General features: G+C 41.8%; 13 protein-coding genes. 12 read left to right on the top strand and 1 reads right to left on the bottom strand.

Annotation, left to right across the window (positions count from 1 at the left end; translation table 11 throughout):
- Positions 1-24: 24 nt before the first annotated feature.
- Genes ACUC6J_RS23320 through ACUC6J_RS23295 form a run of 6 tightly spaced genes read left to right on the top strand, consistent with a single transcriptional unit; the run spans position 25 to position 6942 of the window.
- A complete protein-coding gene (locus ACUC6J_RS23320; protein ID WP_447249492.1) occupies positions 25-1476 on the top strand; it encodes an NADase-type glycan-binding domain-containing protein in 1452 nt (483 codons plus the stop codon).
- Between the two features lie 26 nt (positions 1477-1502).
- Positions 1503-2918 (top strand): NADase-type glycan-binding domain-containing protein, encoded by a 1416-nt coding sequence (locus ACUC6J_RS23315; protein WP_016822747.1) that lies wholly within the window; start codon positions 1503-1505, stop codon positions 2916-2918.
- Between the two features lie 24 nt (positions 2919-2942).
- A complete protein-coding gene (locus ACUC6J_RS23310; protein ID WP_016822748.1) occupies positions 2943-4133 on the top strand; it encodes a hypothetical protein in 1191 nt (396 codons plus the stop codon).
- A 25-nt stretch (positions 4134-4158) separates the two neighbouring features.
- Complete coding sequence (locus ACUC6J_RS23305) at positions 4159-5352, top strand: hypothetical protein (protein ID WP_447249491.1); 1194 nt, start codon at positions 4159-4161, stop codon at positions 5350-5352.
- A 21-nt stretch (positions 5353-5373) separates the two neighbouring features.
- The gene (locus ACUC6J_RS23300; RefSeq protein ID WP_447249490.1) at positions 5374-6768 is read left to right on the top strand and encodes a hypothetical protein; all 1395 of its coding nucleotides are present in this window, start codon (positions 5374-5376) and stop codon (positions 6766-6768) included.
- Positions 6769-6795: 27 nt separating this feature from the next.
- Positions 6796-6942, top strand: coding sequence for a hypothetical protein (locus ACUC6J_RS23295; RefSeq protein WP_016822753.1), 147 nt, complete (start codon positions 6796-6798; stop codon positions 6940-6942).
- 251 nt (positions 6943-7193) lie between these two features.
- Here the strand turns inward: ACUC6J_RS23295 and ACUC6J_RS23290 are convergent, their stop codons facing one another.
- The gene (locus ACUC6J_RS23290; RefSeq protein WP_016822754.1) at positions 7194-7541 is read right to left on the bottom strand and encodes a hypothetical protein; all 348 of its coding nucleotides are present in this window, start codon (positions 7539-7541) and stop codon (positions 7194-7196) included.
- An 80-nt stretch (positions 7542-7621) separates the two neighbouring features.
- Here ACUC6J_RS23290 and ACUC6J_RS23285 point away from each other — a divergent pair, with 80 nt between their 5' ends.
- From ACUC6J_RS23285 to ACUC6J_RS23260, 6 genes are all read left to right on the top strand, one after another.
- Positions 7622-9082, top strand: coding sequence for a lipase family protein (locus ACUC6J_RS23285; protein ID WP_447249489.1), 1461 nt, complete (start codon positions 7622-7624; stop codon positions 9080-9082).
- Positions 9083-9121: 39 nt separating this feature from the next.
- Positions 9122-9418 (top strand): WXG100 family type VII secretion target, encoded by a 297-nt coding sequence (locus ACUC6J_RS23280; protein WP_017428620.1) that lies wholly within the window; start codon positions 9122-9124, stop codon positions 9416-9418.
- 489 nt (positions 9419-9907) lie between these two features.
- Positions 9908-10252, top strand: coding sequence for a hypothetical protein (locus ACUC6J_RS23275; RefSeq protein WP_013373571.1), 345 nt, complete (start codon positions 9908-9910; stop codon positions 10250-10252).
- 174 nt (positions 10253-10426) lie between these two features.
- Positions 10427-11500, top strand: coding sequence for an ABC transporter substrate-binding protein (locus ACUC6J_RS23270; RefSeq protein ID WP_017428619.1), 1074 nt, complete (start codon positions 10427-10429; stop codon positions 11498-11500).
- Complete coding sequence (locus ACUC6J_RS23265; RefSeq protein WP_025366079.1) at positions 11500-12429, top strand: nucleoside hydrolase; 930 nt, start codon at positions 11500-11502, stop codon at positions 12427-12429. The genes ACUC6J_RS23270 and ACUC6J_RS23265 overlap by 1 nt, the downstream gene beginning before the upstream one ends.
- Positions 12430-12456: 27 nt before the next feature.
- Positions 12457-13278 (top strand): ABC transporter permease, encoded by an 822-nt coding sequence (locus tag ACUC6J_RS23260; RefSeq protein ID WP_447249488.1) that lies wholly within the window; start codon positions 12457-12459, stop codon positions 13276-13278.
- The last annotated feature ends 3 nt before the right edge of the window (positions 13279-13281 follow it).

The following is a 13281-nucleotide window of genomic DNA, read 5'->3' as shown; positions in this document are numbered from 1 at the left end:
AACGAAAGAGGAAGTGGTAAGAAAGTGAATTTTATAAAAATCATACTGATTGTTAGTTTCGTAACTCTTATATCAGCATATAGTGGGGTTAATAGAGGGGATGTTTCCCCATCTTCTCAACCCCAAGAAATATCATCACATAGGGTAACCCAAGATACTAGAAACGTTATTGAGAAAAAAGCACGGTGGCTTTTAAATGGGAACGAAGATCCCTACCCGACTCAATTCTTGACTAATTTGGATGACCCAACAGGAAAGACCTATATACGAATCGATGATTTGATAGATGCGATGCAAACTAAGGAAGAACGAATAAAATATCGCGGCTCCCAAGTAACTGTCAGTAGAGTATCAAATGATGGAAGTCGAATGGCGATTGTAAGGACAATCTCTGATATTGAAGAAGGGGACCAAAAACACATTCTTGAGGTATATGATTTGAACTCGGGAAAAAAGGAGTCCGAGTTTGAGTTGCCTCCAACGTCTTACCCAGTAGTCTCCCCTGATTTAGGGAAATATCTTTATGAGTCGAATGGGCAAGTATATTTATATGATGCAGTAAAGAGGAAAACGACAAAAATAGACCTTGGGAAACGTAAAATAAATTTAAGTATCATTAGTTCAGGATTATTTTCTCCAGATGGCACTAGATTCTGTTTTGAGGAAAATGACCAACCGGGTATCATTATGCTGAATCTGTCCGGTATTAGTGGAGCAAAACGTTTACTTGTAAGTTCTAAGGCTTCGCTTTTGCAATGGAATCAAGAGGATAAATTAATTTTAACAATCTCTAAGGGTGGAAAGACGTTCTTAGAAGAAATCTATTCATTAAACATACAGACTGGAAAAAAACGAAAAATCAGCGAAGGAGCAGGCGAATTTATTTTATCCCCAGATCAAAAAAAAATAGTACTGGCAGATGATGAGGTTGTGAAAATGTTTATGATTGATGTAGCTAGTGGAAAAAAAGAAGATGTTTCGTCTATTGTAAGTGGTGAAGGAACCTGGGTAGTCCCCATACAATGGATCGATACAAAAATCAATTATATGAAGTATGCCAACAAGATCGAAGTGAAAAAAATCACGGCATCTTCCACACTTCCTAATCAGAGTAACTATTCTTTTAGTGTGAACAATTTAACGGACGATAATAATTTAACCCCTTGGTGTGAAGGAACGAGGACAGGCGGAGCAGGAGAAACGGTAACTTTAGACTTGGGTTCAGCTCAAGAGGTCAGAGGTATAGAGATGATTGATGGAATTATGTGGGTTAACAATAAGTATATAGACATGAATACCATCCAGAGGATGAAACTTGATTTCTCGGACGGACAGTCGACAGTGCTTGAGAACAATGACACACGTTTTAAGTTCGATGAACCTATACGAACTTCTTTCGTTAAGATTACTATCCTTGAAGTGAAAAAAGGCGCGGACTTCCCAAATACATGTATAGGTGAGCTGAAGTTATTGTGATGAATTGTAGAAAATGAGGAAAATCTATGATGCAGATAAGTAAAATCGCGTTATTAGTCATAATCTTTTCCATGCTATGTAGCTGTATACGATCGAACGAGAGCCAAAAAGTAGGACCAGAGCGAGATGAAACCCATGCTGCTGTCTCTCAGTCCAAGAAGCTTCCCCCACCAAAAAAGTCCGTAAATTGGTTGTTGTTTGAAGCGGAAAATGGAAACATGCCTATGGATTTTTTAGCTGACATGGATGATCCTACAGGCAATACCTATATTGATTTAGACGACATTATAGGTAAATTACATGCAAGTGAAGGTGAGGCGTATCCTGAATCTGAGTTGTATCTGGATAGGTTCTCGGATGATGGCAGGCGTATTGCCTTATGTAGAGAGTCAACCGAATTGAATTATTTAGTGATCAAAATCTTTGATCTGTCTACCACAAAGAAAATAACTGAATTTAAGGTGCCGAATAGGGACTACGCCGTTATGTCTCCTGACTTGCGGAAATGTGTTTACACAGAGGATGCTGCCTTTTTTTATTATATAAATCAGATGCAGAAAACGAAAGCATTAGGACATTTATACGATGGTCACTATCTCGTTCTTCCCGTGTTCTCACCTGACAGTAACCAATTTGCCCTTGTAGATAGTAACCATAATATATTGATCTATGACTTGTCCAAGAACAAGCTAATCCAACAAATCAAGTCAGGATTAGACGGCATACAGATTGAACAGTGGCTGTATAACGATCAAATGGTCCTTTATTCAAACGATAATGATAAGGCTTATGTGCTCAATATCAGGACTGGGGAGAAGAAGTTACTAATGAAAGCCACAGACTCTCCTGTTATAACCTCGGATAACCACAGGGTTGCTTATTTGAACTTGAAGGGTGAAATCCAACAACGAGACATCCAAACAGGTCTGCCTATAAAATACTCCAATGTGTTCCACAGGATAGGCTATAACGTGTCCCCTACACAATGGATACAAACTACAACGGATTTGATGAAATATCGGAAAAACATTCCGGCACAGAGAATTGTTGCTTCATCTACACTTCCAGATCAGGCGGGGAACTCCTATGCTGCCCGTAACATCATGGATGGAGATGCGAGAACAGCCTGGTGTGAAGGAGTTAAGGGAGACGGGATCGGGGAGTGGATCAGAATTGATTTCGGCTCTATGCAAGAACTAAAGGGGTTTGAGCTTATCAATGGTTTAGCTAAGTCATCTAATGCTTTCCAAGCAAATAATAGAGTTAAACGAATGAAACTGGAGTTTTCAAATGGACAGACCATAATGGTAGATAATGATTTTATAAGAAACGAATTTCTTGATAAGCCCATTCATACTTCATTTGTAAAAATATCGATTGAGGCCGTAGAGCGAGGAACCAAATATCACGATACCTGTATGTCGGAGATACGATTCTTCTAGCATCCCTAACAAAGGAGAAGGCATATGAAGTGGAAAGAACCAACGTTTGGTGCAACCCCTATGTTGAAAGCTTTAACAACCGCTAATGCACACAGAAAAGCACAGGCTTTTGATCTGGTGGCAGAACAGAAGAAACAGAAACTGAATTACCCCGACTGGGCCCAGTCCTGGCTGCGTAAATACAAAGAGGACTGGTACATTGCTCAAGCCAACGGTGATGAGGTTGGCATGCGTAAAGCACAAAAGCTAGCAGAGGGGCTGCGAAGCAAATTACGTGAAATGGCCACATTCCCCAAGTGGGCTCAAGAACAGATGCAAAAAGAAACCGTTCGTTGGATGACTGCGGAGGCAAGCGGAGATATCAGGGAAAAGCTGGCTGCTGAGAAGGCTGGACGAGCAATTCGCGAGAAGCTAGGTTTGATCGATACGAGTACTAAAGCACCACCAGAAGTACCCATTACCACTGAATCGAAAGATGAACCTATAAAAACGAACGTAAAGACTCCGGCTGGAAAATGGATACCTGCTGAATTCCAGTATAACGGTAGTTCTAAAGCTGAAAAAACATTTAAAAGACGCTCATTAAAATTCACTAAAATGCAATGGAATCAGGAAAAGATACACGGTTTGTGGGAAGCTACAAAAAAGATACAAGAAATGTATGACATTCAGATTGATCCCCGTTTTTTGTTAGCAATTATTATTCAAGAAGGAACAGGCAGTTTTAATACTAGCAGTACAAATAGGGCAGCCGATGGTGAACATGGTGCTGAAACTAATTATGCTAAAGATTTGATGAAAGCCAATAGCTTAATATTTGGGAAAATATTGGGCTATATATACTATGGTCAGGAATTCAGAAAGGCCGTAGTAAAAAACAATAAATTGAGTGGGATTACGGGTAAAGGAAACGTTTTTCAATATTGTAATTGGATCACACCAATCATTAGAATGAAATCAAAGCAAGTTGATTGCGGGGAATATGCTAGTGATAACCATTGGGGTGAACATGTGCAGGAAGTTTACAATTTATTTAGTGGGAATGAAGCTTCTAACTATGAACAATATCTGTTGAGTCTCGATAAAAGTGTGGCTCAGAAAATTGCTGCATCCGAAGGTATTAAGCTTCCTAATGTTAATTTTAAACCTGTGCAAAATGGTAACGATAGCAAAAAAAAACGTAACGGAGAGTGGACAATCGTTGGTAAACGATAACTATAATGAGAAACGAGGAAAAGATATGTACAGGCAAGGCTACGGTTATCTCATTATAATGCTTGTAATGATATTGGCGTTAACTGCATGTAGTTCTTCGTCTATCCATGATTTTAATAGTGGGGAAACAGCTACCACCAAAGTTAAGCAAGAAGACACTGGCTACTATCCAGATAAAAAATTAGACAAAGCCAAAAATGTTGTATCTGCCGATCCTAAACTCCTTCAGGACGACGACTTTGAAGTCTCATATCGGTCGCACAAGATTGATAAAAATACGGATATTAAAGAACTTATCCATAAGTGGGGTTATGGTGAAGGATACGATAACTTCAATCGGGGATATGTTAGTGGAAATGGAACATATAGAAGATGGAGCTTGTCTTATCCTAAATATGAAGATCCAGAAATTGATTTTGTAGTCTTATCTAAAATTGAACTTGAAGGGGAGGAATTGGTGGATGGTGAAAGTTATCTAGTAGCTGTGAGCTTGGAGAATCCCAAGTTTAAAACCAAAAGAGGATTGAAGATTGGTGATACACTTAGCAAAGTACTACAACTTTACGGACAACCAAGTATTGTTAAAAATGGTAATGTTATTTACTCCAAAGATGGCCAACATTTGAGTATTAATTGGGATACTAAAACAGAGAAAGTAAATAATATTTTTATTGAGTATAACATGGAAAAATCCGTTAAGCAGCAACGTAGTGGTGATTACGTAGAAGAGGATGCTCAGCCCGATCCTGATCTAGAACCATATACTATTCAGAGAGAACAATCATTTACCACCCCTCTTAATGGATGGGGAGAAGTAAAGTTTATATCCACTTTAAAAGATGAGGATATGAATGATCTGATTCAAGCAAAGTTTTTTTTGGAAGTTAACAGTGACAAAAATGTGGAAAACAAGATCCTGTACGAATTCCCCGAATTTTATGGTAACAACGGTAAAATGATTGATAGGATCAAAGCAGTAAGTTTTAAGGATTTGAATCAGGATGGACGTACGGATATTGTTATTATTGCTGATTATATCACCGGAGTTAATGCACACGGAATAGAGACACTGCCTGTCGCGGGGATTTATTTTCAGAGAAAGGATAACACATACACTACTCTTCCTAAATTGGATAAGAATATTAATCAAACAGGCCATAATCAAACCATTCAAGATGTCGTTCAATATGTAAGCAAACAACGGATAAACGTAAATTAACCGACAAAAGGGAGCGGTAACATGGGATATCCAATCATCAAGTATAACGGGACGGTTTTATCTCTTAAAAACCCGAAAGTTAAAGTTGTACAGAAAATGAATGAGCATGTGAAAGTCTTTTTGACAGGTGTGTTAACGGGTGCCCAAATGGAAGAATATGCAGATCATATGGAAGCAGGGGCGAAGTTAGTTGTATCTTATGTGAATGATGATCATAAACAGATTGTATTATTTCGAGGATTAGTCGCGCAGTTTAGAATCAAGTTGGTGTCCAATGTAGCCCATTTGGTCGTCGAAGCTCTATCCTATACAAGCCAGCTGGATGAAGTGCTTCATAGACAAACTTTTCAAAATGTAAAGATGAAGCTGCAAGTATTGCTCGAGCATGTGCTCAAATCCTATCCCAAAGCCAATTGTACGAGCCGCTTAAAAGATCAGCTTTTACAGGAATTTACGATGCAATTCGACGAAACAGACTGGTCGTTTTTGAAGCGTATAGCGTCTCGACTCGGTTGGGGACTGATACCTGATCCGATTGGAGAAAAACCTCAGTTTTATTTTGGATTACCGGATGGTGCGAATCAAGGCGAGCTGAAACAGTATAACTACTCCATGACCAGAAAAACCAAACCAGGTTCCGGCAAGGACGACAACCTTTTGTATTATAAAGTGCAAACGACAGGAGCCAAAGATGTCCTACTGCAAATTGGGGCTGAGGTTAAATTTAAAGGGAAAACTTTATACGTCCTGCAGTCTGTGGCGTTTATACGTCATAGTGCTTTGTGGCATGAGTATGTGCTGACTACAGCGGATGGAATGAAGCAGGATTTGATTGTAAATGAGAGCATTCGTGGCATCTCGTTGAAGTCTAAGGTCATTGGAATCGAGCAGGATCATGTGAAGGTTTTCTTTTACGAAATGGACAAGGTCAAGCCGAACGTAAAGGAAACCTACGCGTTTCCAACGGCTACATTTTATACATCGGAAGGAAATACAGGATGGTACTGTATGCCGGAGTTGTTTGACTTTGTAGACATTTACTTTCCGACCGCTAAAGAAAAGGACGCCATCGTAACTCATTCAATCCGCAAGAGATCCAAAGGGGGCGACTTTATTAAGGACCCGTCCACGAAGATCTTTATGACCAAGTACCGCAAAGCCATTATATTTGAGAAAAATGAAATTTTAATCACGGGGAACGACGATGAAGTAGTGATTCGACTGCTAGATGACCACGGCATCGAATTGCGGAGTAAAAAGGACATCCGTGTTAAGGCTGATGGAAACCTAGTACTCAATGCGGGTAACACCATACAAGTCACAGCCAAAGATGCCATTGGTTTAAAATGTAAAACGAGTTTGGTCGAAATGGACGGAAACATCAAAATGACTGGAGAAAAGATAAAGACGCAGTAAATAAAACCACCAAGGGAGGGGAAAAGCATGGCTAAAGTAACTACAGGAGCAATCGTGAATGAGAAAACGCCGACCCAGGAAGATATGGTTCAAGAATGGAAACGTAAAATAAGCAAAGGCGAATATCCTTTTATTTATATAAATCAGCCTCTCGCTCAAAGTGAAAAACGGTAAATGTGTCAGGCAACGAGTAAACAAGGCTCCTTAGGAGCCTTATTTCTATGTACATCTGTGCAACTTTCACCTAACATACAGTTACAAAGACCTATTCCGCCCAAGCTATGTACTATGACCAGAAATACTGAATTCAATGACTTTATACTTATTTTTCCTCTCGACTATATCACTCGTAAATAGGATGCACTATAATTATACTACTTCTTAATTTGGGAAAAATTAGACGTTAACATTTATAATAGCCCTTCTCAGGAAGAAGGGGTCTTGTATTTGGGAACTTCGCTGTCGATAAACCAATCTGGCCCAGAGACGTCGATTACTTCTTTGGTTTTATAACTGTAATAAATAGTAATTTTGCTGTCTTCGTGACCTTTAATGTACCCATACAGATATATTCTTGAGTGGATAGCCGGATCGTCCACAACATAATCTTTTAGTATGAAATCAGCATTATAGTGTTCTTTAATAAATTCCACGCCGATCGGAGTGGCGACGTCTACTAATTCTTTTTTCTCTTTGTCGGACAAGCTGGAACAACCTCCTAAATACATAATAATTAAAATAAGTGCCAGAATCAGTTGGATTTTTCTGTTCAAGTTACAATTCTCCTTTTCTGGTAATCACCTTTTTTCATAACTCTATAATATATTTACACAATAGACAAGGTGGGAATAACTTGACCTACATTAACGACAAAACATATTGGACCATTGCAGATAGAGTGTATGACCGGGATTTGACTGCTAAAGATGCTAAGAGCAGAATTCTTCCTGACTGGAAGATTGTTGAACCTGAAGGTGCTATGCTGCATGACACAAACGGTTCTGGATTCGATGCGACGGTATTCCATAACGAAAAAACCAATCAGGTGATCATCGGTTATAGGGGGACAGAACCTCCAGATCGGCCCAAGTGGAGCGTAGCGATGGACTGGGGGACGGACATCAGCGATGTCGTCGGAGGACGCGCAAAAACGTTGGAAGAAGTCCATCATTATTATGAAAATAATAAGGCAGAGGTGGCTAAACTCTCACCACAAGTACAAAGTGCATTTCTTCAATATGAGGAAAAGTACCAGAATAATCAATTCACACAAGCCCAAAATCTATATGATGTCGTAAAAAAGGAATACCCCTCTGCTGAAATATCTACCACAGGCCATTCTCTGGGAGGAGCGGAGGCAGAGTATGTGGCGGTACGGAACGGGCTGTCTTCAGTCAGTTATAATGCACCAAGCATTGTCCATCTTTTATCGGATGATCTTCAAAAGAAGGTGGAAAACGGCGATTTTCAAAAGACGAATGTTGCCTATGTCAATCCGAAGGATACCATCGGTTCAGGGGTTAAAGATGCAAAACCACATGTGGGTACAACCTACTTTATAGACAATGATTATAAGACAGCTAATGCAGCCAAAATCACTGTTCCTGTTTCATTACCAGTCGAAAGAGAAAATAAATGGGCCAACTTTTTTTTGGGACCCAAATGGACTCCCATTGTTTATGTCCCAATTACGTTGCCCATGATGCAGCAAGATGCAATTACGAAGTTCTATAATTCGGTATTGGGTGAAGCGACGCATAGCATGGATCATTTCACATTTGATGGAAGTGGAAATATTAGCAATCCGCTGTACACCATGGATGGACAATTGGTAGAAGGAAATCCGCGGGTCCAAGCGTACGAGCAAATGCTGGCTGCGCAGGCAGAGCTCAAGCAAGTCATGGGCGATTTGGTCGAACGCTACGGTGGACAACTGGGTGCCTTCGGTCAGTTTGCTGCTAATGCCCTAGGTGTGAATTTGATGGGAGCAGGCCAACAAAATGGCCGCGCTAATGGTGGAGCTTATTTTGTAGGCAACAAAAATGGGGGTACAATTCAATTAACACCTGAAGAGCTAAAGCATGCGGCTAATCAGATGCGCTCTAGCTTGCATGGATTTTCTAGTGATACCCGTGCGTCCATTCAGTTATTTCAGGCTCATATCGGAACAAGTGAAAGTCAGTCTTTGACCCCGCTTGCGCATAGTGCTACGGCGACACTGGATCGAATTAATCGCTGGTATCAGGAATCGATTACAGAGATAGCAGAGTACATCGATCGCAAGGGTCAGGAATTTACGATGGTGGATCAATAAGAAAGAGCAGCTGGAAGAACACAACGGGAGGCGAAAGAGTTGAGCAGAATATCTTTGAGCCTGGGGGATCTGCGGAGGGCTGTACAGCAGTGCGAGCAGCTAAAGCAAAGACTTCAGCATCAGGAGCAACAGATGAAAACTATATATAGTCGTTTGCAAGACTGGCGGGGTGAATCAGCTGCTGAATTAACACGCAAAATGGAGGCGTTCCTCCAAGGAACCACATTACGGATACACGAGTTGGATGAGCATAAAGAGCAGTTGAAACGTTATATTCGCAAAATGGAAGAAGCTGATCGGCGGGAAGAAAAGCGCAAACGAGCAGCACAATGGTGATTAGGCGTATATCATAGCTAACTTTATGTTGTTGTGCCAGCTACATAACTTAAAAGAACCGTACTATCGCTAGGGGACTTCTGCGGGGTACGGTTTAATGGTGTGTACATAAAAACTACATATATAGTAGAAGAAAAAATATCTCCCGAAATGCGAAAATAGCATCTTTGGAGTCTGTAGCTTGAAGTTGCTGCTATTTTGGAGCATTGTTGTATGGGCTACAGTTGTAGGTTTCATCTGATCAATGGAAATAGCTACTTATTTCCTTTCGTTGTTATCAGCCCTTTGGTAGGATGGATCTAAACCGAGATTTTTGAAGTCGGTAAGTGTAAAAAATGTTCTAAAGCTACAAAGTTCGACATATTGTTCGCTTTTTCGCGATGTATACTATTGAATCAGGGATTTTAGTTTGCTATTTATCGCATATTTATGTATAATCTATCGTGTTGAAAGATTGATTGTACGTAATATGCTGATGAGGGTGGGTTCATGACGCTGCTCGACAGTAACGAAAGCAAGAAGCGGATGTGCCAGATTTACAATGAAGTTTCAAAGGAACTGTTCGGCTTCGGGACCACGCTGTTGCGGGCCACCGTTGAGAACAACATTGTTACCTTTGTAGCGAAGCACCGGCGTTCTCCACGCTCGGCGGCATTGGAAGTGGAAGCCCCCGGCTTGAAGCTGGAAGTGGATTTCCGAATGTCCATGCTGTACAAGAAGAGACTTCGCGAGAAGCTGATTGAGGATATGGAGCTCGATATAGAAGCTTTACTGCGCGATTATGATTCAGCAACGCAGTGGGCCATTACGAACATCATACTGAAAGAATCCTAATAAAATTGGATATTCGGCTTTTCGCTTCGGATCTATCTGAGGGGAGAACCTGTTATAACGCGCAGCGGGATCAACTTATTCTTTGTTTACGAAGAAAAGTATTCTTGTTTTACAAGAGTACTTTTCTTTTTTGTGTCATAAGGTGTGCAGAATAAAAAACAGGGGGAGTTTCATATGAAAAAGTGGTTTAAAGGATTTATGGCTGTGACCTTGGCATCTGTGGTACTGGCAGGTTGCGGCAGCAATGCTACTGGTGGTCAGGCAGATGGAAAAGATGGCTCAGCTGATGGGAAAAAGAAACTAGTTATTTCCACATGGGGCTTCTCCGAGGACTTTTTTAATAAAGAAGTGTACGCGCCTTTTGAAAAGGAGCATAACGTTGATATTGTTGTAGAAATCGGAAATAATGCGGAGCGATTGAACAAAATCAGTCAAGGCAGCACGGATGTCGATCTGATTTATCTGTCTGATTATTATGCCCAACAGGGGATTCAACAAGGGCTATTCGAGAAGTTGGATCGCAGTAAAGTGCCGAATTTGAACCAAATTTATGATATTGCCAAAGCACCGCTGGGTGAGGAATATGGACCTGCTTATACAGTTGGACGCCTCGGTATTGCCTATAATCCGGAGCTGGTGAAAAAAGATGTGACCTCCTGGGCTGATCTGTGGGGCACTGAATTCAAAGGAAACGTGACTCTGCCGAATATTACGGCAACGGCTGGGCCGATGATGGTGGATGCGGCCTCCAAGGTAGCGGGTAGCAAGGAATTTAATGAAGACCAAGCCTTTGGGAAACTGAAAGAGCTGAGTCCGAATATTGTTAAGTTTTATAGTAAAACGTCTGAGTTCGTAAATATGTTTAGCCAGCAGGAAATTGCGGGCGGTCCGATTATGGAAATGTACTTCAAAGATTTGCAGGCAGCTGTGCCAGGGGCGAAATTCGTGGCCCCAAACGAGGGTGCCTACGCAGTAATGAACACAGTTAATGTAGTAAAAGGGTCTGACCAGAAGGAACTGGCTGAGGAATTTATCAACTGGCAGCTGAGCAAGGAAGTTCAAGAAAAATCTGCCAAAGCAAAGGTTGATTCTCCGGTGAATACACAGGTGGTACTGTCTGGTGCGGATACAGAGGGAATTACGTACGGTGCAGATGTAGTGAATAAGCTGACCAAGCTGGATATGAAATTCGTTAACGATCATATCAAGGCATGGACAGATCGCTGGAACCGGGAAGTTGCACAATAATGAAAAAGATCATATTAGATGTAGATACAGGCATTGATGATGCGTTGGGTATTTTACTTGCGGCCAAAAGTGGTCAGCTGGATATCCAAGCGATTACTACAGTATGCGGTAATGTTTCACTTAAGCAAGCAACACTGAATACATGCAAAATCCTCAACCTGCTGGATAGACCGGATATTCCGGTCTATCGGGGGGCAGAGGCTCCATTAATACGCAAAGGCCTGCACGAGCACCGTGTTCATGGAGAAGACGGCATCGGAGGCGCATTGAGCGGAATAGTCCCAGCCATCTCTGCATCCGAAGGTTTCGCACCAGATATTATCATTGAGACTGTGATGGCTCACTCGGGGGAAGTAACGCTGGTTTGCACCGGACCGCTCACCAATCTGGCGTTGGCGCTGCTGAAGTGTCCCGATCTGACGGATCACGTCCATGAGGTCATTTTTATGGGCGGCGTTATTCACGGATGCGGCAATATCACACCTGTAGCGGAGTATAACATGTATGCGGATCCTGAAGCCGCACGGATCGTATTTCACGCAGGATTTGGACGATTGATACAAGTGGGGCTGGATGTAACACGGAAGGCGCTGCTGACTGCCGATCATATTGCTCGTCTGACCCGTCCAGAGATTCGTAATTATGTAGCTGAAAGCACGGCCGTGTATACCAAGCGTTATGAAGAACGCAACGGCGTAAAAGCGTGTGCGCTTCATGACCCGCTTGCCGTAGGTGTGGCATTGAATTCGAGGATAGTTGATACCTCGCTGTTATATGTCGACGTGGAAACCTCCAGTCGCATATGTGACGGACAAACGGTAGGCGATGTACAGAACCGCCTCAATCATAGTCCCAATATGAATGTGTGCGAACAGGTAGACAGCAAAGCTTTTCTGGAGCTGTTTATCCAGGTCCTGAACAAGGATTAACATTTTGATAACCGCAAGGAGCTACCCATGAAGAAAACATACTTGTATTGGCTGCTGCTGCCAGGTCTGCTTTTTCTGGCGGTGTTCATGGTCATTCCGATTGTGTTGACGATCGGTTCGACCTTCGTACAGAACAGCTCATTCACCTTAGAAGGCTATCTCCATTTCTTCAAGGACCCTTATTTTCTGAAAATATTGCTGACTACGCTGGAGGTCAGTGTCGTAACGACTCTCGTATGCGTATTGCTCGGTTTTCCGACGGCTTACTATATTTCACGAAAGGCCCCGCGTCGTAAAGGGATTTTGTTGGCGCTGGCTATCTTTCCCTTGTTGACGAGTCCGGTGGTGCGTTCATTCAGCTGGATGGTTATTTTGGGCCGCAAGGGCTTATTAAACAATGTGCTAATCAGTTTAGGACTCGTCGATGAGCCGCTGAATATTTTGTACACTCCGGCAGCGATGATTATTGGTCTGGTTCATTTGTTTTTGCCGCTGATGATCATCTCACTGATTGGTGTGCTTGAAAATATCGACGGTGACCTTGTCCATGCTGCGCAGAGTCTTGGAGCTTCCAGATTCAGCGCATTTCGTAAAATTGTATTCCCGCTGTCTGTTCCGGGTCTGATCATTGGAAGCATTCTTGTTTTCGTGGGCAGCCTGACAGCTTATACGACCCCAGCACTGCTGGGAGGAAAACAGCGGGTTATCGCTACATTTTTGTATCAAAATGCGATGACGCTTAACGACTGGTTTTTAGCTTCTGTTATCGCAACAATTATGATTGCTATTACATTTATCGTGGTCGGTCTCTTAAATAAGGCGGCCCATAAACTCAATCCGAAGGGGTAGGTG

Source organism: Paenibacillus sp. JJ1683 (assembly GCF_053006485.1).
The sequence above is the reverse complement of the archived record's forward strand: the minus strand, read 5'-3'. Positions and strand labels throughout refer to the sequence as shown.